Raw genomic sequence first — 22650 nt, forward strand, 5'->3', positions numbered from 1 at the left:
ACTGAAGTTTAAATCTCTAATATATTAAGATAAATATATATAATAAATAACTTATGATTTAATGGTAATTATAGAAAAAATCACAAGATTGCACTAAAAGCAATCATCTTGAGGAAAGATAATTCTTGAGAAGATTTGTGTTTCTATCTCATTTTTTTGAGATGATAGCTAAATATATTTGGTAGTAGACTAAACTAAAATTAAAGACTAGTACAGCACGGCGTAAATAAGAGCAAAGTTGAGCCACTGCGTTGCCGGGTTTCCTCCGGTTGTAGCAAGAGGCGTGGCGGTGTCGGTTTCCGTCCCGCCAAACTTTGTAAGAGAAGCTACCATTCTCAATCTTTTGACTTTGAACTTTTAACTTTTGACTTCCGCGCAAGCGGTGCTAGTTCCCCGCACCTCTCAGAGTGAATTGGTGTTTTTTTGAGTGTTTTTGTAAAAAAAACTGATAGCAACTATATCCGAACTATAAAACGGTGGAACTGACAGTGACTAGTATTGATAATCACATTTTATCTTTTTCAGAAGGGGTATCAATTCCTCAAGCTCCTCCTGAATTTAAATCAGGTTTTATCGGCATTATTGGCCGTCCTAATGTTGGTAAATCTACGTTGATGAATCAATTAGTCGGGCAAAAAATCGCTATTACCTCACCAGTAGCACAAACTACACGCAATCGTTTAAGAGGGATCGTCACAACCCCAGACGCACAATTAATATTTGTCGATACGCCAGGAATACATAAACCTCATCATCAATTGGGTGAAGTATTGGTGCGGAATGCCACAATAGCGATTGACTCGGTGGATGTAGTGCTGTTTGTGGTGGATGGAACAGTAGCTTGTGGTGCAGGCGATCGCTTCATTGCTGATCTACTAATTAATAGTAAAACACCAGTGATTGCGGGTATCAATAAAATTGATCAACAGCCTGCAAATCCCCAAAACATCAATGAAAGTTATCAACAGATGGCGGATGCACATCAATGGCCGACAGTCAAGTTTTCTGCTATGACTGGTGCAGAATTACCCCAACTGCAAACATTATTAATTGAAAATTTGGATCATGGTCCGTTCTACTATCCGCCTGACTTGGTAACAGACCAACCAGAACGGTTTATTATGGGCGAGTTAATTCGAGAACAGATTTTGCTGTTAACTCGTGAAGAAGTTCCTCATTCTGTGGCGATCGCAATTGATAAAGTAGAAGAAACACCAGCTATTACCCGCGTCATGGCTACCATCCACGTTGAACGCGATTCCCAAAAAGGGATTCTCATCGGTAAAGGTGGCTCAATGCTCAAAGCCATAGGTAGTGCAGCGCGGGAGCAAATTCAAAAACTAATATCTGGTAAAGTTTATCTAGAGTTATTTGTCAAAGTCCAACCCAAATGGCGACACTCCCGCGTCAGGTTAGCAGAATTGGGCTACCGCGTGGAAGAATAGCAAAAATCAATATTTCTTCCGTAACGCACCAGATATATCGGTGCGTTACGCTGCGCTTGAACGCACCCTACAAAATTACGAATTACGTTAGCGTAGCGGGGCGGAGCATCGTTACGAATTACGAATTATTTTAACGGCCCACGAGTTACACCTAATTGGCTCTGTAATTTCAACTCGCGCCAAAGTTGAGAACCTGTAATTTCACCTTTTAATAAATGATCGTATTGCTGTATTGTTTTCGTCACCTGTTCTGGTGTTTCATTGACAAATTCAATGCGGAAGTGTTGTAAACCTAAATCTATGAGACGCTGTACGTACTCTGCTCCGGTTTGGGCAGTACCATTAAATACAGTGTTACGACAACCTGCATCGGCTTGTAGAATGTGTTCACTACCGACGCGATGTTTACCGACAAGCCGCTCCGTATCTACGCGCAATTTCACTTCATGTTTGTCGCAAGGTCTGCCACAATTAGTATAGTCTGTCCCCTCAGAGAGAAACGCACAAAAAACGCAATGCTCCATATGGAACATTGGCATATGTTGATGAATTGTCACCTCAAACCATTCACTAGGACAAGTTTTCAGCAAATCTTCCAGTTGGGTAATATTCAAGTCATAGGATGCTGTTAACCGTTCCCAACCAAAACGCTGTTTGAAGTAGTCGGCTGTTAGAGGATTAGCAACATTAAAAGAGAAATCGCCAATACAACGGTCTGCGGCAAAAAATTCGAGTTGGTCGTAATTCCGCACCAAATAGCCATCAGCTTCGGAAGCGCGTACTTGTTGCAAAATCCAGTTTTCCCCCGGTTTGGTAATGCGGGGAGGGGCGACCCAGATGGAGGGGACAGGGGACAGGTGACAGGTGACAGAATCTAATTGTTTTTCCTTTTGGCTTTCACGGAATAATTGCACGGCTTCCCGATAAGCGCGGGGGTCTTCAAATTCACAGTAAAGTGTCTCAACGCCTGCTTTGAGAGCGGCTTGGAGTTGTTTGAGGTTGCGGACTAGGACGATGAGTGAGGGAGATGTGGGGGATGGGGGAGATGTGGGGGGGAGTAGGTCTTGGAAGGAAGCTTGAGGATTTAGTTCCCAGCGTTTGGGTTGACTGCGTAACTCCTCTAACTGGGTGACGATTTCGCGCCGCATCCGGTTTAATTCACTCACAGGTATCATCACATTACCACTGAGATGATTCGTTAATGTTCCCAAACGGAAGGGGGTGTTACCAAGACGACCAAACTGTTCTTTAATGCGTTCTATATGTAGAGGTTTGGTGTGTGCTTCCACCACGGGAATTTCTGATTTTACCTGTACAATGTTACCGAATTCATCGCGGGCGATCGCAATTAATAACTCACCAATCTCTCCATAAATTTCCACGTCAATCGGACGCTGAAATTGGGGGTTATCCCCGGCGAAAGTCTGGCGTAATTGTTTATCTAATTCTGGGTCACTGGTTTTCCATAGCTTATCGCCTACATGAACACGCTGAAAGTTGACATTACCTCGGCCAAATGTGATCACCGCTTCCTGTCCCTGCTGTACCACCCCATAGACTCGACCGCCTTCTTCCTTAGTTTCTGGATGACCACAATCAAATACCACACCGTCCCCAGGTTTCAGGGGTGCTGCTAATTTAAGTGTCACCTGTTCATTACGAATGCGGGTAACTTCGCCTAAATAAACCCCCCGCTTCTTTCCGAACCGCGCATGAACCAATTCTTGATTATTAATCCCCGCAAACCAACCCGTGTAAAGTCCGCGAGAAAATGCCATCTCTAGGTTGTAGCGTTCTTGACCTCTCCCGTTGTTCGATGTAGACAGGGAAGCTTTTATTCCCCCTTCCCTACTAGGGAAGGAGGTTAGGGGGTTAGGTCTTGCCAATTTCCTCATCACCTGGTCTAATGCTTGGCGATAAACACGGGTGACATTAGCAACATACTCCGGTGCTTTTAAACGACCTTCAATTTTGAGACTAGTTACCCCAGACGTAACTAAATCAGGTAATACTTCCAAGCCGGCTAAATCTTGGGGACTAAGTAAATATTTGCGTTCGTCTAAGTTTACAATTTCCCCATCAACAATTAAATCATAGGGCATCCGACAAGCTTGAGCGCATTCACCCCGGTTCGCTGAACGTCCGCCTAAAGCTTCACTAGTTAAACACTGACCAGAGTAAGCCACACACAACGCACCATGCACAAACACCTCAAGTGGTAGCGAAACGGCCTGTTGTGCAATTTGCTGCTGAATTTTGTTAATCTCTTTTAAAGAACATTCACGAGCTAACACCACTAACTGACAACCGAGAGATTTAGCAAACTCCACCCCAGCCGCACTAGTAACAGTCATTTGAGTAGACGCGTGGATGGGGAAATCTGGCGATAGATGACGAATCAGGCGACAAATACCTACATCTTGAACAATCATCGCATCTACGCCAGCCGCAATAATTGTGCGGAGATATTGTTGCGCTTCTGCCAACTCTTGCGGGAAAATCAATGTATTGACAGTGACATAACCTTTCACACCCCGATGGTGCAAAAATGTCATCAATTCCGGTAAATCAGCCTCAGTAAAATTTTGCGCCCGCATTCTGGCGTTAAACCGATCTAAACCAAAATAAATTGCATCCGCCCCATTTTCCACAGCAGCTTTAGCACACTCCCAATTACCAGCAGGTGCAAGGATTTCAGGACGTTGTAAAGAAGATTGGGGATGGTGAGAACTAGCAATTTCCATTAGATTTAAATTAGGTTTATATGGCTGACACGGATTTTTGATTTTAACTCAATATATCAAGTGGCGTTGCCTAATTGTGGGGTGATTTATCGCTAGATGCAGCAATGCTTATCCAGTTTGATCGATCTAAAAAATTAGATAACCTCATCATCAAAGATAATAATAAAGCAATCATATATAGTTAGCTTGCTAGAGGCGATCGCAATTAATTACGAATTACGAATTACGAATTATAAATGTCAGACACTAACTTTACTGCTATTGCACCACCAGCATCTCAAGCCTCATCTATGGAAGTTTTACAGGAGAAAGTTTTAGCCATTCGCAAGACACTGCGCCCTGGACAACAGCAAATGGCTGATTGGCAATCAGGCCCACTGGCTGTTTCTGCTGTTCCTGGTGCGGGTAAATCTACGGGGATGGCGGCGGCGGCGGCGATCGCAATTGCTAGGCAATATCAAAATACAATACAGTCACGCCCATCTAATCGTCGTCAGTTGGTGGTAGTAACTTTTACGCGATCGGCGGCTGCGAATATTAAAATAAAAATCCGCGAATACCTCAAACAATTATCTTTACCTCAAACAGGTTTCACTGTTTATACCCTGCATAGTTTGGCGTTAAATATTGCCAGCCGTCACCCAAATTTATCTGGTTTAGAGTTAGAAAACGTCACCCTGATCACACCCAACCAAAGCCACCGCTTCATTCGCACCGCCGTAGAACAATGGGTGGCTAATCATCCCCGACTATATTTGCAGTTATTAGAAGGACAGCAATTTGACGGTGAAGAAACAGAAAGGTTACGTCGTCAGTCGGTGTTAAGAACAGAAGTTTTACCAGATTTAGCAACTACCGTCATTCACGAAGCCAAAAGTTCCGGTATTTCCCCAGCCAAACTACGGGAATGGAGTCAACAAACCATAGATGCGTATGAAATTTTAACTATAGCGTCAGGATTGTATGAAGAGTACCAGAACCTGATGCGATCGCGTGACTTTATTGACTACGACGACATGATTTTAGCCGCCCTCCGCGTCCTAGAAAACGACAGCGCACGCCGCATTGAGCAGAACCAAGTTTTTGCTGTATTTGAAGACGAAGCCCAGGATTCCAGCCCATTACAGACCAAGCTATTAGAGATTTTGGCAAGTGATGGGGACTGGGGATTAGGAAGTAAGGGAGCAGGGGAGCAGGGGAGCAGGGGAGCAGGGGAGAATACTAATAATTTCACACTCAGCACTCAGCACTCAGCACTCAGCACTCAAAATTTCCCACTCCACTTAATCAGAGTTGGCGACCCCAACCAAGCGATTAACTCGACCTTTACCCCGGCTGATCCAATTTACTTTCGGGAATTTTGCCAAGAGTGCGATCGCTCTGGCAAACTAGCAACAATGGATCAAGCTGGTCGCAGTACCCAGATGATTATCGATGCGGCTAATTTTGCGCTGCAATGGGTGAATAGCTTTTATGGGGCTAAAAATCAAAAATCTCCCCATCTTCCTAGTCCATTTAGTTTGCAAATGATTCGTCCTGTCAATCAAGCTGATGTCAACCCAGCCGCAGTAGGTGGAGGATTAGAGCTATATACGCCCCGTGATATTCATCACACAGCCGAATTGTTAGGTAACAGGGTAATTGAGCTATTAACAGCAGACCCAACTAAAAGCGTGGCGGTATTAGTACGTGAAAATCGTCAGGGACGTTGGTTATCACAGGCACTAGAACCACTGTGTAAAGAGCATAAAATTACTATATTTGATGTCGGAGAAAGCGATCGCCGTTCCCATGTTCCCCAGGAAATTTTAACACTGCTGCAATTTTGCGATCGCCCCCATTCTCCCGACTACCTCAAAACCGCCTTAGAAGTATTGGTAAAGCGTCAATTAATTCCCACCCAAGACCTCAACGCCCTAGCCAGTCTCCCAGAAGAATTTCTCTATCCCGGCCCCTTAGCTACACCCCAAGCAGAGACAGTACAAAAAGCCTCTCACATATGCCGTAGTTTACTCCGCGCCCGCTTGGAACTGCCTTTATATCAGCTAATTTCTTTTTTAGCTTTAACTTTAAATTACGACCAAGCCGAACTAGCCACAGCTGATAAACTCTCCGAACGAGTCAACAAGCAAATCGCTGGTAATAACTCAATGGGGTCAATGCTGTCAGTTTTAAGTGAAATTGTCAGTTCTGAACGCTTTGAACCAGTGGAAACAGAGGATGTAGAAGCCCGTTACACCCGTGCTGGTCAACTAACAATTATCACCATGCACAAAGCCAAAGGGTTAGATTGGAACTATGTATTTCTACCCTTCCTCCATGAAAACCTCATTCCTGGGCGGTTTTGGGTCCCTCCCCAAAGCCAATTTTTAGGTGACTTTACCTTATCAGAAGTCGCCCGCGCCCAGATTCGGGCTGCACTCCACGGCGAAGTCAGTATTCCAGAAGTCACCCCAGCATGGGAACAAGCCAAACACCTCAAAACAGCCGAAGAGTATCGTTTACTATATGTGGCGATGACCAGAGCCAAGCAATTATTATGGATGTCTGCGGCAAAAAAAGCCCCCTTTACCTGGAGTAAACCAGACAACTTACAAGAACAAGCTCCCTGTCCAGTGTTCTCAGCCTTGAAACGGCAGTTTCCTGATTGTAGTTAGGGAGAAATAGGACGTGCTGGTTCTGAGATAATATTTGTATCAAGTAAATATTTCAGACTCATAGATCAACTTCTCTGCCCACACTGCGATCTCGTAAGTCAGCAAAATCAAGCCTGATTCAAAAGACAGTAAGTTTAATGCAACTTTGGGCAGGAAAAATTGCTAGAGTGAACACAGTTAGCCTTGATGTCTAATCGCCAAAACCTATATATCTCATGGATTTTGCTAATCTTGCATCCCAGTTAAATGCCGGGACGATTTTACCAGAGGGAATTGTCATTATCACCCTCATGGCGGTTTTGATTGTTGATTTGATTTTAGGGCGCACATCCTCACGCTGGATTGGATATCTAGCGATCGCAGGTTTACTAGCTGCGATTGTCGCCCTATGTTTAAAATGGGATGCTATCAATCCCATCGCCTTTAGCGGTAGTTTTAATGGTGACGACCTCAGTATTGTCTTTCGCGGTATCATTGCCTTGTCTGCCGTTGTGACTATACTGATGTCAATTCGCTACATTGAGCAGAGTGGCACTGCTTTAGCAGAATTCATCGCGATTTTATTGACCGCTACTCTAGGAGGGATGTTTCTCTCTGGGGCTAGTGAGTTGGTGATGATTTTCATCTCACTAGAAACACTGAGTATCTCCTCTTATTTACTCACAGGTTATACCAAGCGTGACCCCCGTTCTAATGAAGCGGCTCTCAAATACTTGTTGATTGGAGCTTCCAGTACAGCAGTATTCTTGTACGGTGTATCATTACTGTATGGTCTATCTGGTGGACAAACAGAATTAGGTGCGATCGCTAATGGTATTGCTCAAGCAAATGTTGGTCAATCCTTGGGTTTGGTGATTGCCCTAGTATTTGTGATTGCAGGTATTGGCTTCAAAATCTCTGCTGCACCCTTCCACCAATGGACACCAGACGTTTATGAAGGCGCACCTACCCCAGTTATCGCCTTTTTGTCTGTTGGTTCTAAAGCCGCCGGATTTGCCCTAGCTATCCGTTTGTTGACCACAGCTTTCCCCCTCGTCGCCGAGGAGTGGCGGTTTGTCTTCACAGCCCTGGCTGTTCTCAGCATGATTTTGGGTAACGTCGTCGCCCTTGCCCAAACCAGCATGAAACGAATGTTGGCTTATTCATCCATCGCCCAAGCTGGGTTTGTGATGATTGGCTTAATTGCTGGGACTGACGCAGGCTACGCCAGCATGATTTTTTATCTGCTGGTTTACCTGTTCATGAACCTGTGTGGTTTTACCTGCGTGATTCTGTTCTCCCTACGGACAGGAACAGACCAAATCACCGAATACTCAGGGTTATATCAAAAAGACCCCCTACTAACCTTGGCTTTAAGCCTATCCCTCCTTTCTTTAGGTGGTATTCCGCCTCTAGCTGGGTTTTTTGGGAAAATTTACCTCTTCTGGGCTGGTTGGCAAGCAGGTCTTTACTGGCTAGTTTTACTTGGTCTAGTTACCAGTGTTGTTTCCATCTACTACTACATTCGTGTCGTGAAGATGATGGTGGTCAAAGAACCCCAAGAAATGTCCGACGTAGTGAAAAATTACCCCGAAATACGTTGGAACTTACCAGGGTTTAGACCTTTGCAAGTAGGATTAATAGTCACGTTAATTGCTACTACCCTCGCCGGAATTTTGTCGAATCCTCTGTTTACCTTGGCAAATAATTCTGTTACTCATACTGCTATTTTGCAAACAGCAGCAGTTGTTAGTAATCAGGTAAGTGCTATTCCTCCTGAGCAATCAGAAGGTTTGTAGATTAATAATTTTTAACCAGCTAAAGGCTAATAGTTTAAAAGCTATTAGCCTTTTTTGTTTGTAGTGAAAACTTTAGTTCTTGCTTCTCCGCAATAGGCTACGCCAACAAGAAACTATAGCGTTTCCTAATCAGATGAGATATATCATAGCCCAATACCGTTCAGTTAGCGTCAAAAACCTTAAAATGCGTAGGTTGGGTTGAGGAACAAAACCTACAATTTATCCTTAACTGAACCGTATTGTATCATAGCCCCCTCCTTGCTTGCGGGGAGGGGGTTGGGGGTGGGGTTCTTTTACCTTACTAAAGCGAGAACCGCTATACTACGAACTTCTGCTATTTACTTAATCTCGAAATTATTACCAATTAATAGGTAAGGTAATGATAAACTCCGCACCCTCTCCCAATGTAGATTCAACTTCTATCGTACCACCATGTTTCTGTACAATAATTTGATGAGCAATGGATAATCCTAAACCCGTACCTTTGCCTACAGGTTTAGTAGTAAACGAATTTTCAAAAATTTTTGTTTGCACTGCTTTTGGTATACCTAAAGCATTATCTTTAATGCGAACCACTACAGAATTACTATAAGAATTTAAGGATGTTTGAATAATAATTATATTAGGTTTTTCTTCAATCGTTGCAAAACTTAGCCCATGATTAGACTCTTCTAAAGCATCAATAGCATTAGCACAAATATTCATAAATACCTGATTCAATTGCCCAGGGAAACAATCTATTACAGGAATATCTCCAAATTTTTTAATCACCTGGATTTCTGGACGATTCTGATTAGCTTTTAAACGATGTTTAAGAATAAATAAAGTGCTATTAATCCCTTCATGAATATTAAAAGGTAATTTAGATTCTGTATCAGACCGCGCAAAAGTTCGCAAGCTAGAACTAAGATTACTAATGCGATCAGTACCTTCTTTCATCGACATAATGAGTTTTGGTAGATCCTCACTCACATACTCCAAATCCATGACTTTAATTTGTTTTTTTGATTTCTTTAGTTGGCTCAGGATAATACTGTTGATAAAGTTTGATGAGATATAACAAGTCATGAATATATTCGATCGCCGGGGTGATATTCCCCATAATAAAACCGACAGGATTGTTAATTTCGTGAGCTACATCTGCAACTAATCCACCTAAAACAGACATTTTATCTTGCATTGTCTGAAGGTTTATTAATGTCTGTTCTAGCTCTAGAGTCCTTTGTTTTAATTGTGTTTGTGACTCTTGCAGTTCATTAATAACCTTTTTGAGCAATGATTCCTTTTTTTTATTAGTTTCCTCTAACTGTATGCGGTCTATTGCAGCACGTTCTAACTTTTTTTGTAGTATTCTATTAGCTTTTTCAAGCTTTTGAATTTCCTGTTCGCAATTCATAATTTCTGTGAGATTTTATTTAGTTCCTAAAATTAAAGTAACGAATGTTTCATTATGAAAATGCGTTTTACCAGTAGATTTTATTGGGGCAATCTCACCATTAGAATAGAAACCACAAGCAGGTAAAAACTGATTAAAATAATTTTTTGTATTCAGGTATTCTTGCTGGGTTTCCATTCCCAATATTTGTCGTCTAGCTACACAAGAAAAAAATAGTACGCCTGCTGGTTCTGTCCCTGGATAATTATTCATAGCATTCATAAATGATGCGTGAGAAGCTGCCAAAATATCTTGATGTCCAGCTTCAGAAATTTGAATGTTTGCTTGCTCAGGAATATCTGCAAAAAATGTAATGCTACCTATTGTTTCATCATAGGCGATCGGTGCTCTCAGATAAAAACTTACTCCATCTTCATCAAACACTGCTAAGGGATATTCCATTGAAGGTGGTAGCGTGCCTAAATAATGTCGATAGAAGTCTAAAGCTGGTTGACCATCAATTTCATAGACTATGTTTTTCTTTACTTTAGTCACTTTGCTAGTTTTACCAATGGGAAACCAACCACTAGCTACGCCGTGGGAAAAAAGAACATTACCAGAAAACAATAAAACTGGGACTGAATCGCTGAAGACTTCTGTTTGAAAAAATTGATAAGTATTTTGATATTTTGATTGATCAGCTGCTAAACCACCAAATATGGGAAATTTTTCTCCCAAAGCTAATTTTAAGCCATTTAATATTGATACACCACTAGTTGTCAGACTTTCTGGATGGGTCAAGCATAATTGAGGTACTGCGGTAGTTTTAGTTTTTGCCTGTTCTACAGCTTGCTTGGCTGCAACAATGGGATCGATAGAAACGTTCAATCCCACTCCTGCAAAAATTTCAATTTCATCTGAGCAAAACAACATCAAAGTAATTGAGTCTTGCTGAAACTCTAAGACTGAAGAAATTTCTCCATCCGTAGTTCCACCAATTAACTCAATTCCAGGAAAAGCCTGATGAATTTGTTGCAAAATGAGAGTATGGTCAAAGTCAATAGCACTAAACAGAATTCCGGCTTGAGGAGTTTCTCCAGTTAGGGAAGTAGTACATTGCTGAATTACTTCCTCAACTGCTGCTAAGGAGTCTGGGTCATTGCTATGGCCAACTACTATCTTTAACATCAATTTAACTCTTTAGTGAATCAACCTCTATACCCATATAGTTCCCAAATTTATATAAAAAATTTACTATTGAGCAAAGTGAAGTATTTATACTCCCAAAATTTATTGAATTTTGAGATATGCAGAAGTTATATAGTAGGAATAGTAATTGTAAACTCTGAACCTTTCCCGATAACGGAATTTACATCTAAATTACCCTGATGCTTTTTCACAATAATTTGCTGGGCAATTGATAATCCTAAACCTGTACCTTTACCTACAGCTTTCGTAGTAAATAAATGGTCAAATATCTTTTGCTGAATTTCTTCAGACATACCTAGACCATTATCTTTAATTTTAATTAATACCAGATTTTTATTATTATTGAGAATAGTTTGAATAATAATATGATGAGGATGTTGTTGAATCTCCTCTATGCTACGTTTGGTATTTGATTCCTCTATAGCATCAATAGCATTAGCTAATAGGTTCATAAATACCTGATTCAATTGTCCAGGAAAACATTCTATTAAAGGTAAGTCTCCATAATCTTTGATAACTTCAATAGGAGGACAATTTTCAGAACCTTTGAGACGATGTTTGAGAATTAGAAGTGTACTATCAATACCTTCATGGATATTGCACTTAACTTTATTTTCTGTATCAGCCCTAGAAAAAATTCTGAGACTACTGCTAATATCTCGAATGCGCTGAATTCCTTCTTTCATTGCAGAAATCAAGTTAGGTAAATCGGCACGTATATATTCCAAATCCATTGCTGTGATTTCTTCCTGTATCTGTATTACAGGCTCAGGATAATGATGTTGATAAAGGTCAATGAGGTTAATCATGTTCTGGAAATATGTGAAACTATGACCTAAATTGCCATAAATACAACTCACAGGATTGTTAATTTCATGAGCTATACCTGTAACTAACTGCCCAAGTACAGACATTTTTTCTTGTTTTACAAGCTGGACTTGAAACTCTTGTAATTCTCGTAATGCGTTATCAAGTTTAGCCGTCCGCTCTGCTACTCTTTGCTCTAAATTTTTAGTTAGACTCCTCAGTTGTAGATGTGTTTTAATGCGAGCTAATACCTCTTCTTTTTGAAAGGGTTTTGTGATGTAATCAACTGCGCCCAAATTTAACCCATTGACTTTGCTATCTGTATCTGTAATCCCAGTCATAAAAATTACAGGAATATCTTGAGTGACTGAATTGGATTTTAAATATTTACAGGTTTCAAAGCCATCCATTCTTGGCATCATCACATCTAATAAAATTAAATCTGGTAATCGAGATTGTATCTTCTCGATTGCCTGTTCTCCATTACTGGCTGTAGCTACTGCAAAGCCTGCTGCTATTAGTGCTACTGAGATAATTTCTAAATTAGTCAGAGTATCATCTACAACTAAAATTAAGTTATTTTCTGTTGATATATCAAGCATTTTTATAGGAATTTTATTGTATAGTTATTCGTTAAGCTAAAAATAGAAGATAAATACTAGAGAAAAGGCATGATCAGGTTTTTATTATCTGAATATTGAGCATACATCATCTCAATATCAACAGCCTATAAGATTATAGTTCCCAGAAAATCAGTGATTACAACAACCCTACTAGTAAAAATTTTAAATAACTACAATATTTTACTAGTTGCTTGCTGAATAGGAATAGTAATCAAAAATTGCGTCCCCTCTCCTAGGGCTGATTTTACGTCTAAAGTACCTCCATGTTTTTCTACTATAATTTCATGAGCGATCGCTAATCCAAAACCTGTACCTTTTCCTAGGGGTTTAGTAGTGAAAAATTGATCAAACATCCTCTGTTGAACTTCTTCGGAAATTCCTGTACCATTGTCACTAATTGTAATCAATATAGATTTTTTATCTTCTGTAATAGCTGTACAAATTTCAATTGTGGGTGTGTCAGAAATTTTTTCGCTAGTTAATGATTCTTCTATAGCATCAATAGCGTTAGAGAAAAGATTCATGAATACTTGGTTTAGTTGACCTGCATAGCACTCTACTAAAGGTAATTCACCATAATTTTTAACTATGTTAATTCCTGAATTTGTTGATGTAGATTTAATACGGTTACTTAATATAATTAGTGTACTATCAATACCTTCATGTATGTTAAATAGTTGAAATTTTGTATCATCCAATCGTGAGAATAAACGGAGCGATCGCACAATTTTTTCAACCCTTTCAGTCCCCATTTTCATGGATGATAATAGCTGGGGTAGGTCTTGTTTAATAAAATCTAGATCAATCTCATTTGCGTAACTTTCAATCTCTGGAACTGCATTTTTAGTGTATTTTTCGTATAAGTTCAATAATTGCAATAGGTCGGCAATATAATGTTGAGCATGAATTAAATTGCCAGAAATAAAATTGACTGGATTATTAATTTCATGAGCAATGCCTGATATTAGTTGTCCTAAGGCAGACATTTTTTCTTCCTGTGCCAACTTTAATTGAGTGCGGCGTAATTCTAAATGAATATTAATTCTTGCCAATACTTCCTGATATTCGATGGGTTTAGTAATATAGTCTACTGCTCCTAGTTCTAATCCCTTTACTTTGTCAAGCAGGTCAGAACGAGCCGTCATAAAAATTACTGGAATATTTTTAGTTTTCGGATTTTGCTTAAGTTGATAGCAAGTTTCAAAGCCATCCATGTCTGGCATCATTACATCTAATAAAATCAAATTAGGTAATGTTTCTTCTGCTTTTCTTAAAGCACTTTTACCGCTTTTTGCCACAGAAACTTTAAACCCTGCTTGATTGAGAATTACAAATAGAACCTTGATATTTGTGGGAATATCATCTACAATTAAAATTGAATTAGTCATCTACTAAATCCTTGTAAAAAACCTAGTTTTCTTTCTGGTTATTAGGGAATTAATTCTGGGTAAATAATTTCCCATCTAAATAAGGTTGAATCATTTGGACAATTGCCTCATCTTCAAAATCTTCTAGGAATTGCAAAACTAGCCTAGAAAATTGGGTATATTTTTCATCTAAATTTTGAATGCGACTTATTTCTTCTTGAATACCAACAATATAGCCAGCTTTAGCAGCTTGGTATAAATTTATCAATTCGACTGAAGGAGGATATACTATTTCCTCCTTATCATTAGGAGATTCTCGCTCATATCCAATCATATTTTCTTTCACTATGGATAAATCTGATATTATCCCAACATTCACCACTGGTAAATCTAAGTCAAACCAAAATCTACTACCTTGACCATAGATACTCTCAACTTTAATTTCACTACCCATCATTTCTACAATTTGTTGACTGATGGTAAGTCCTAAACCTGTACCTTCTGATTTTTTTAAAGTATTCCCCACCTGCTCAAAAGGCAAAAATATTGTTTCTAATTGTTCATTGGTCATTCCCACACCTGTATCTACAATCTGAAATCTAACTGTAGATACAGGTAACTGCTGATTTGATTGGAAATTATCAATTACTTCTACAATAAAAGTTACTGTGCCATCTTGTGTAAACTTAATAGCATTACCTAAAAGATTAATTAAAACTTGGCGTAGGCGTTTTTCATCAGTCTTAATATTAGTTGGTAAATGACTATCTATTTGGCAAATAAATCCGATACATTTTTGATCTGCTTTAACTCGGCAAATATCAGACACTCCTAATAGTAATTTTTTAAAATCAAATGATTCTGGATAAAGCTCCAATTTCTTTGATTCAATTTTGGTAATATCTAAAATGTCATTAATCAAATTTAATAAGTAAAATCCGCAATCGTAAATAATATTAACACCCTCCATTTGTTCAGCACTGGTATGTGGATCAAATTGGATAATTTGTGCATAGCCAAGAATACCATTCAATGGTGTGCGAAGTTCATGGCTGATGTTAGCTAAAAATTCGCTTTTGGCATGGTTAGCAGCATCAGCAACCTCTTTAGCTGCTGTAATTTCTGCTGTTCTTTCGGCAACACGTTGTTCTAACTCTTGATTAGTCTTTTCTAAAAATGTAAAAGATTGACGTAGTTGACCTGCCATTTGATTAAAAGATTTGGCAAGAATACTCAGTTCATGAACGCTAGAAATGGCAAGTGTTTGCTCAATTTCGCCAGATAAGATGGCGTTCCGTCCGCCGTAGGCGATCGCACTACTAGCTTGAGTTAATTTTGAAATAGGATTGGTTATCCAACGAGAAGTATATATACCCAGTGCAGTAGCCAGAATTAAAGCCCCTAAACATAACAAAATAGTTGTACGAGTATTGGTATTAATTTGTGCCATAAATTCACTTTCAGGGACAACTACCACTACCACCCAATCTAAACCCAATGGATCATACCAAGGTGTGACTTGCACAAAATGATTTTCACCTTGTATTTTTATTACAGCTTCTTGAGTAGATTTAATATTTATAAGGCTGCCAAAATTATGTTGTAGATATTGTGCTGTACTTTGGATTAAATGATTTTTACTATTTAATGCTGATAGTCTTTCTGCTTCCCCATTTACTAACTTAAATTGTGACTCATTTGCCGAAGTAGCTACTATTAATCCAGAACGTTCTAAAATAAATATTTGACCGGTTTTACCAATTTTTAAATCCGCTAAAAAATTATTAATCTGTGATAATATCAAATCAACACTCATGACACCAGCAAATTTATGCTGCTTCTGAACCAGAGGATAACTAGAAGATATGGAGAGAATTTCTGGTTTATTTTTCCATTGATATATTTGACTCCAAACAGGTTTATTTATCTTCACTGCATCCGTATACCAAGCTGATAAACGAGGATCGCAATCTTTAACTTCTATTAATTTCCGGTGATTCGCTTGACTGTCAGTTGTATAAGCGTAAATCTTACCAGTTTCTTTGTTTTCAGAAATTTCATTAATTAATATCTGTCCATTATCTAAACGTTCAACACCAATAAATTCACCTTGAGGATTTGCAAAGCTGATATAGCCAACATTAAATACTTGCATCTGTTTGGCAAAATAACGGGCTGTAGACGGGAAATCACTTAAATTCAGCATCCCCATTTCTACAGCATCTAAATTAATTTTATTGATCTTATCTGGCGTTTTTAAGTACGTATCTAAGTGCTGAACAACTAGTAAATTTACCTGCACTATCAGTTGATTAGCAAGTTCATTCACTGCCTTTTGTCCATTTTTAAAAGAGAGATATCCCACAATTCCTACTGTGGCAAAAATTTGTATAATAAAGGGGAGAATTAAGATAAACCGTAGGGGCAACTGTTGAGAAAGTTGTAAACCACGGTGCATCATTCTTGTTAATTTTAGATAGCGAAGAAATTTGAGCATAAATCTCTGGCATTATTTTTCTGATTCTCCTAGTCAATATTATGAGCTGCATTGCTAAGTTGAGGTAGCTCTTTGCAGTCATTGCTCCACTAGTTTAATATCAAGCCTAAAACCCCATCCCCTTGTGGGGGTGGCGGTTGACTTAGTTAGATTGAGTATATATTAAGATGATAAGCAGTTGTTAACACTATTTTTGATTGATAGTATGGTCAAATCTGACTTGATTGCTACTTAACCCTACCCAAATACAAAACAAGCCCGCTTTTGCGGACTTTGGTCAAGATATATCTATCTCGCTTTTTGACACTCTCACCGTTAACCTTTTGGTTGTGACGGGAGATGCTTTCTGAATTAGGTTTGTCTAGTATTGAGTCAACTCTGTTCTGTTTACAACCCAAACCCCGTTCAGATTTCCCAGTTTTCACTAATGCTACTTGATTTTTTGTTTAATAAAAGTTACTACCTGAGTTAATTGTTTCTTCAAGCCATCAATCTCTATTTGCATTTTGGCAATTTTCTCATGGAGTAATTGAATGTCAGCCGCAGAAGTAGCGTTAGCTTCAGTATTGGCGACTGCCGCAGTTTTCGTAACACTAACGGTTGCAACAGCACCATTTGTGACAGTAGCAGTAGTTGCTGCCACATTTTTGGCGGTTGTAACTGCTGCTGCTACAGGTTCTGGGCGTGGTAGTTTAGCCTTAGTCATTGCTGACTTAATAGCACCAATTAACTGCTTTTGGTCAAAAGGCTTACCCAAAAATTCAAAATACTCAAAAGGTTCGGTCATTTTTTCTGTAACCTCTTCCTTTCGACCGGACATAATGACCAAAGGAATCTTTCTTAAATCAGGGTGAGCTTGAACTTGCTGAAAAACCTCCCAACCACTCATTTTAGGTAGTAGAAAATCCAACATAATTAAGCTAAGTTTCTCTTGACGGATTAAATTTAGACCTTCCAAACCGTCTTTTGCTTCCAATACCTCGAAATTGCCAGGAGGTAGCATTTCTTTTACTTTTACCCTGACAACGGTAGTGTCATCGATAACTAGAATTTTGTTACTTGCCACGACTGATTGCTCTAAAAGAATATTTAAGTTTCAATAACGGCTACGCCGATTGACCGTGAGAATGCTCCCACTATACTCAACATTGTGATTAATTAGGGGATAGTATATTTCGGTATAAATCTCGTTGCTGCTAGTGTTTTACCAAACTCTACTTGCGTAGGGATAATTTTGTGTCATGGTAAGATTTAAGGCTTGATCCTCAAAACACTCAGATTCTCTACTCCCTATTCCCATATTCTGAATTTTGAATTGATTATGACTTCCTCTCAATCAGCCCAAATCAGATCAGAAATTGCAGCTATGCCTAGCTGGTTACGCCGTTCTATTGGCAAAGCCAGCGAACTCTCCACAGTCCAACGTATTATTAAGCAACGCCAAATTCATACTATTTGTGAAGAAGGTCGTTGTCCTAATCGGGGGGAATGCTACGCCCAAAAAACAGCCACGTTTTTATTAATGGGGCCAACCTGCACCCGTGCTTGTGCTTTTTGTCAAGTAGATAAGGGTCATGCACCCATGCCTCTTGATCCAGAGGAAGCGCAAAAGGTAGCAGAGTCTGTGCAGCTTTTAGGATTGCGTTATGTAGTGCTAACTTCTGTAGCCCGCGATGACTTGCCAGATCAAGGCGCAAGTCATTTTGTCAAGACGATGACCGCTATTCGCCAACTCAACCCAGACACGCAAATTGAAGTTTTGACACCTGATTTTTGGGGTGGTGCAGGCGCAGGGGAAGCAGCACAAGCCGAGCGTCTAAGCATGATTGTGCAAGCCCAGCCAGCTTGTTTTAATCACAACATTGAGACAGTGCGCCGGTTAACAGGGCCAGTCCGTCGGGGTGCTAAGTACGATCGCTCTCTACGGGTACTAGCTATAGTTAAAGAACTCGATTCTACTATTCCCACCAAATCAGGGTTAATGCTGGGACATGGTGAAACCGTCGAGGAAGTGATTACAGTCATGCAAGACTTAAGAGCAGTAGGTTGCGATCGCATAACTATTGGTCAGTATATGCGCCCCTCTTTAGAACATCTCCCAGTCCAAAAATACTGGACACCAGAAGAATTTGACCAACTCGGCACATTAGCCCAAAATATGGGATTTAGTAATGTCCGTTCTGCTCCTCTGGTTCGCAGTTCCTATCATGCAGGGGAGTAGTAAATACAGGTATATATCTTGACATCTCCTCCGACTGGAAGTCAGGAGGATTCTAAACTGATGTTGCTACGGGGTCTGAAAGACCCTCTCCGCAACGTTTACTAATTGATTGTTAAATAACTCAATTAGCTTTGGCACTGTCAAAATGCCCTACCCACCTCGACTAGATTAAATCTAGTTGTATGGCTACTTGAATGTTAGGTGAAATGCGTGAATACGTTTTTGTTACGGAGTTTTTCATCCTATATTCACACTACTTGATTTTATCATGTTGTCTAATAAATTAGACAATTAGCTTTCATCCTCAGGCTTCTAGCCGGAGGATGAAAGCATAACTACGATAGTCCCCTCCTCGCAAGCGGGGAGGGGGTTGGGGGTGGGGTTCTTGTCCCTCACTCAACTAAGAAACGCTTATTTTCTACGGAATTGCAACATTTAATGACCAACTAATGCTGGTTCTAGAATTGATGCTTCTAAAATTTGAGTATATAGTTCACTCAAATTATCTGCCACACCACCCCAACTAAACTTAGATTCAATGTGTCTTCTAGCGGCTAGACCTAATTCATTTCGCCATGTTGGATTCATCAGAATTCGGTCAATCGCCACAGAAAAAGCCGCTACATCTTTTGGTGGTACTAATAAACCTGTTTTTTCTGTAACTACTGTATATTGAAGACCACCAACATCACTGGCGATAACTGGTGTACCACTGGACATCGCTTCAATTGCGACTAGTCCAAAAGGTTCGTAATGGCTGGGAACAACACATACATCGGCCGCCGCGTAGTAAGTCGGTAAGATTTCTTGACCAAGACGACCGGGAAGAGTTGTCAACTCACTCATGCCTAATTCTTGCACAATGCTTTCAATGCGATCGCGCTCTCTACCATCGCTAGTACCTGGGGTACTACCACCACCAATAATTAGTTTAAGTTTGCCAGAGTCGCGTAACTGAGATTCATTTACTGCACGGACTAAGGTTTCTATGCCTTTGCGCGAATCAAAACGTCCTACATACAATACAACTTTTGCGTCTTGTGGAATTCCTAATTCGGCTCTAGCAGATGCTCTGTCTCTTGAGCCAAATTGCTGGATATCTGTACCACAAGGGATAACGTCAATATAACCTTTTGGGGAAACTAGCGATCGCATATGCTGCTGTTCTTGAGGGCTAGTAGCAACAATTCTTTCTGCTGTTTCCAAGACTTGTTTTTCTACAGCTAAACGTTTAGTCGCAATTAAAGGAATCGTATCTACACTTTTGTATTTAACTGCTCCTAATGAGTGGTATGTGTGGACTTGTTTACTCCCTTGGAGAGATTTTAATTGCATTCCTACCCAACTAGAAAGCCAATAGTTGGTATGTACAACTGGATATTTAATGTGAGTTTCTCGTTGGAATTGCAGTAATTGTTGAACAAATTCTGGTAAATATTGGAAACCCTGATCTCGTGGTACAAATTCCACCGGCCCGGCTGTTAAGCGAATTGTTCGGCAGAATGGAGTATGTTGCACAATTGTCGCTTGTTCACTACTTACTCTGCGGCTAAACATATCAACTTGCCATCCCAATTCAGCGAGGGATTTACCTACTTCACGCACATAAACATTTTGCCCGCCAGCTTCCTCTTTGCCAATTTCAATCGCTGGATCTCCGTGGACAGAAATCAAGGCTATACGCTTTTCAGTGGTAGAGTTCATAGTTTGTGTGTTGCTGATGTGAATAAAGTTGTGGGCTATTCCGAGATTACTTACAGTGCATTTACTTGAATTATTTAGGAACATTAAGTAATCTTTATTTTAATTTAATATGTCAAATATTTTTGTCTATCTACTGCCGGGATGATACTTTTTCTTCAGTCTTTCTATTTCAATTTTTTATACATAATTAGTCATACTGAAATCTAATACTTGTGATAGATGAAGCTCTATTTAGTTATCGACAAATATGCAGATATAAACTTCTTATGAATATTAATAAATAAAATTTTTTAGTTAAAACATTGTTTTTATCTCAATAGATATACTATTTTTAGTAATTTTAATTAAATCTTACTACCGTATTTACACTTATTTTTTCGTCTAAATTATTCAGAATTAATCAAATAAATGCTTAAATATACTATAGGAATCCGATTTGATTTATGAAACAATCTAAGTAAAAGTAGGGTGTGTTGGGCGTAAGCCGCAACGCACCGAAGGCGTTGGGGAAGGTGCGTTACGCTGTCGCTAACACACCCTACTGGACTATTTATCTGTTCAAAAATCAAATATGAGTCCTATAAATTATCAGAGTTAATACTGAATAATGCTTTTACTTAAAAAAGTGTCTAATATTACTAATAGCTAAACAAAGTTTTTGTAGCTTATAATACAGATTTTTTAAAAATTTCTTGACTAAATTATTTACTTGAGCTTAAATTCAACAAATTGAAACCCCTCCAGCCTTAATTCAACACCTGATAAGACTGAAGGGGTTATTAATTAAAAATTGGACTTCTTTCTGGGAAAGAAAGTACCAAAAAGTTTGCTGTAATGAGATTTGATTCCAGTCGAGGAGTTGTTCCTTGCCCTCACTCTGGTAATGATGACTCTGGAAGATTCAGAAACGGTTGATAAGTTAACTAAACTAAGTCAGGTCGGGGGAAGGCCATCGAACTCACAATCATAGCTATAATCAACCCACTGTTGAGCCATGACGGGAACGTTAGCAATTAAAAATTAAAAATCAAATAACTTTGACTTTTAATTTTTAATCATTCACCCCTTTCACCTAGTTTGTGGTTTGAGCAGCCAGCATTTGCTTGAGCTTTTCTAATTCAGAAGCCCAACGTGGATCTGGACGAACTGCATCTGAATCAGATGTAGTTGTACTAGTTTCACGTCCACCACCACCGCGACGAGACTTCTTAGCACCTTTGTCACGGCGACTACTACCGCCTTCTTTGTTGGCTCTAGGAGTGGGAGTAGCAGTAGCAGCAGGTGTTGGTGCTGCTGGCTCTTCTCCTTCCTCACCTTTTGTCCGAGGTAACGCTTTCTCTAACTTGATAGGTGTTTCTTTGAACATCTGACCATTATACTTTTCTATAATTTGGTCAGCTTGTTCGTCATTATTGACTGTTAGAAAACCAAAACCCCGGCATTTGCCAGTTTTACGGTCTTTGATTAACTTAGTGGTGACAGCATCACCTTCTTCTGCAAAAACTGCTTGCAGTTCTTGACGGTCTATTTCTTCTTTTGGCAAATTGCCTATATATAGGCGAACGGACATGAACTATACCTCCAGAGTTGAATGAACATGGCAAGGCAAGAAAACAATTGCTTGGCATTGGCTTTTAAATGCTATTGACCAAGACTGCCATAAACCAATTTTTTTACTCCAAACTGTCAACCTATACAATACAGTTTTTTGTTGGGATCAAGCGTATTGAATCCAAAAGCGCATACAACGCTCTGTTAGTACCACCTTAATTCTAAAAGTTGTAAATTTGTTTTTAATTGTCTCTTGCCATCAGCATTTTTTTGCAATGCCTTTGCCCGCAGAATTAAATACCATCCCTTAGATTACCACGGTATTTTCTACGTAGCTAGTTCAGCATATACTTTTTTTGCAATAGTGTGATTGCATCGTAGCATAAAATACATATTTTCTCAAGAAAGAATATTGAATAGTCGGAAACAAAAACCAGCCATTGGCTGGTTGATTCCCTGCTGTGTTGGGAGGATAAACATCAATAGATTGGCGCAGACAGCTAACGGCAGTTACCAAGCTGGAACGCTAAGTTATTTCAGTTATCAATGATTTTGTAAATAAATGTAACACTTCCAAAGAAAATTTGCAATATTTATTTACATTTGATGATTGGGCATTGGTCAACCCCTTCCCTGGGGGACGCTTTGTGAATAATGTATAATCTTCGAGAT

At 39.5% G+C, this 22650-nt stretch carries 14 protein-coding genes and 1 pseudogene; 4 read left to right on the forward strand and 11 right to left on the reverse strand.

The genetic code is table 11. The annotated features are described in order from the left end of the window. The first annotated feature begins 488 nt into the window (after positions 1-488). Complete coding sequence (era, locus tag L6494_RS10375) at positions 489-1445, forward strand: GTPase Era (protein WP_237994499.1); 957 nt, start codon at positions 489-491, stop codon at positions 1443-1445. Between the two features lie 125 nt (positions 1446-1570). On the opposite strand, the gene L6494_RS10380 is transcribed toward era, so the two are convergent. Continuing rightward, the gene (locus L6494_RS10380; protein ID WP_237994501.1) at positions 1571-4189 is read right to left on the reverse strand and encodes a U32 family peptidase; all 2619 of its coding nucleotides are present in this window, start codon (positions 4187-4189) and stop codon (positions 1571-1573) included. Positions 4190-4425: 236 nt separating this feature from the next. On the opposite strand from L6494_RS10380, the gene L6494_RS10385 reads away from it, so the two are divergent. Together L6494_RS10385 and L6494_RS10390 are read left to right on the forward strand one after the other, a co-directional pair. Continuing rightward, positions 4426-6846, forward strand: a complete 2421-nt coding sequence (locus L6494_RS10385) for an ATP-dependent helicase (RefSeq protein ID WP_237994503.1) — start codon at positions 4426-4428, stop codon at positions 6844-6846. A 215-nt stretch (positions 6847-7061) separates the two neighbouring features. Continuing rightward, on the forward strand, positions 7062-8624 hold the full coding sequence (locus L6494_RS10390; RefSeq protein ID WP_237994505.1) for an NAD(P)H-quinone oxidoreductase subunit N: 1563 nt from the start codon (positions 7062-7064) through the stop codon (positions 8622-8624). Between the two features lie 357 nt (positions 8625-8981). On the opposite strand, the gene L6494_RS30950 is transcribed toward L6494_RS10390, so the two are convergent. The 8 genes and pseudogenes from L6494_RS30950 to L6494_RS10420 all read right to left on the reverse strand — a co-directional run bounded on the left by L6494_RS30950 (position 8982) and on the right by L6494_RS10420 (position 17568). Next, positions 8982-9611 carry a sensor histidine kinase gene (locus L6494_RS30950; RefSeq protein WP_330911073.1) on the reverse strand — a complete coding sequence of 210 codons (630 nt, stop codon included), beginning with the start codon at positions 9609-9611 and terminating at the stop codon, positions 8982-8984. A 4-nt stretch (positions 9612-9615) separates the two neighbouring features. After that, a complete protein-coding gene (locus L6494_RS30955) occupies positions 9616-10020 on the reverse strand; it encodes a hypothetical protein (RefSeq protein ID WP_330911074.1) in 405 nt (134 codons plus the stop codon). A 15-nt stretch (positions 10021-10035) separates the two neighbouring features. After that, positions 10036-11187, reverse strand: coding sequence for an FIST signal transduction protein (locus L6494_RS10400; protein WP_237994507.1), 1152 nt, complete (start codon positions 11185-11187; stop codon positions 10036-10038). Between the two features lie 128 nt (positions 11188-11315). Continuing rightward, positions 11316-12122: a sensor histidine kinase gene (locus tag L6494_RS31135; protein WP_442947009.1), complete on the reverse strand. Its 807-nt coding sequence runs from the start codon at positions 12120-12122 to the stop codon at positions 11316-11318. Between the two features lie 114 nt (positions 12123-12236). Beyond that, a pseudogene (locus tag L6494_RS31140) lies at positions 12237-12617 on the reverse strand (response regulator); the annotation flags it as partial. Between the two features lie 191 nt (positions 12618-12808). Continuing rightward, positions 12809-14026, reverse strand: coding sequence for a hybrid sensor histidine kinase/response regulator (locus tag L6494_RS10410; RefSeq protein ID WP_237994512.1), 1218 nt, complete (start codon positions 14024-14026; stop codon positions 12809-12811). 49 nt (positions 14027-14075) lie between these two features. Further along, a complete protein-coding gene (locus tag L6494_RS10415) occupies positions 14076-16502 on the reverse strand; it encodes a sensor histidine kinase (RefSeq protein WP_237994514.1) in 2427 nt (808 codons plus the stop codon). Between the two features lie 430 nt (positions 16503-16932). Then, entirely contained in the window at positions 16933-17568 is a 636-nt protein-coding gene (locus tag L6494_RS10420) for a response regulator (RefSeq protein WP_237994515.1), read from the reverse strand. 255 nt (positions 17569-17823) lie between these two features. Here L6494_RS10420 and lipA point away from each other — a divergent pair, with 255 nt between their 5' ends. Continuing rightward, positions 17824-18723 carry a lipoyl synthase gene (lipA, locus tag L6494_RS10425; protein WP_237994516.1) on the forward strand — a complete coding sequence of 300 codons (900 nt, stop codon included), beginning with the start codon at positions 17824-17826 and terminating at the stop codon, positions 18721-18723. Between the two features lie 435 nt (positions 18724-19158). On the opposite strand, the gene L6494_RS10430 is transcribed toward lipA, so the two are convergent. Both L6494_RS10430 and L6494_RS10435 read right to left on the reverse strand, forming a co-directional pair. Then, a complete protein-coding gene (locus L6494_RS10430) occupies positions 19159-20427 on the reverse strand; it encodes a glycosyltransferase family 4 protein (protein WP_237994519.1) in 1269 nt (422 codons plus the stop codon). A 1072-nt stretch (positions 20428-21499) separates the two neighbouring features. Beyond that, a complete protein-coding gene (locus tag L6494_RS10435; protein ID WP_237994520.1) occupies positions 21500-21997 on the reverse strand; it encodes an RNA recognition motif domain-containing protein in 498 nt (165 codons plus the stop codon). Positions 21998-22650: the final 653 nt, after the last annotated feature.

The sequence above is a fragment of the Nostoc sp. UHCC 0870 genome (assembly GCF_022063185.1).
Lineage (GTDB): Bacteria > Cyanobacteriota > Cyanobacteriia > Cyanobacteriales > Nostocaceae > Trichormus.

What these genes read in the sequence shown, in the direction of transcription:
- lipA (WP_237994516.1), top strand. Translation starts at nt 17,824, where the DNA reads ATGACTTCCTCTCAATCAGCCCAAATCAGATCAGAAATTGCAGCTATG.
- L6494_RS10415 (WP_237994514.1), bottom strand. Translation starts at nt 16,502, where the DNA reads ATGCTCAAATTTCTTCGCTATCTAAAATTAACAAGAATGATGCACCGT.
- L6494_RS10435 (WP_237994520.1), bottom strand. Translation starts at nt 21,997, where the DNA reads ATGTCCGTTCGCCTATATATAGGCAATTTGCCAAAAGAAGAAATAGAC.
- L6494_RS31135 (WP_442947009.1), bottom strand. Translation starts at nt 12,122, where the DNA reads ATGTCTGTACTTGGGCAGTTAGTTACAGGTATAGCTCATGAAATTAAC.
- L6494_RS10400 (WP_237994507.1), bottom strand. Translation starts at nt 11,187, where the DNA reads ATGTTAAAGATAGTAGTTGGCCATAGCAATGACCCAGACTCCTTAGCA.
- L6494_RS10390 (WP_237994505.1), top strand. Translation starts at nt 7,062, where the DNA reads ATGGATTTTGCTAATCTTGCATCCCAGTTAAATGCCGGGACGATTTTA.
- L6494_RS30950 (WP_330911073.1), bottom strand. Translation starts at nt 9,611, where the DNA reads ATGGATTTGGAGTATGTGAGTGAGGATCTACCAAAACTCATTATGTCG.
- L6494_RS10430 (WP_237994519.1), bottom strand. Translation starts at nt 20,427, where the DNA reads ATGAACTCTACCACTGAAAAGCGTATAGCCTTGATTTCTGTCCACGGA.
- L6494_RS10410 (WP_237994512.1), bottom strand. Translation starts at nt 14,026, where the DNA reads ATGACTAATTCAATTTTAATTGTAGATGATATTCCCACAAATATCAAG.
- L6494_RS10380 (WP_237994501.1), bottom strand. Translation starts at nt 4,189, where the DNA reads ATGGAAATTGCTAGTTCTCACCATCCCCAATCTTCTTTACAACGTCCT.
- L6494_RS30955 (WP_330911074.1), bottom strand. Translation starts at nt 10,020, where the DNA reads ATGAATTGCGAACAGGAAATTCAAAAGCTTGAAAAAGCTAATAGAATA.
- L6494_RS10385 (WP_237994503.1), top strand. Translation starts at nt 4,426, where the DNA reads ATGTCAGACACTAACTTTACTGCTATTGCACCACCAGCATCTCAAGCC.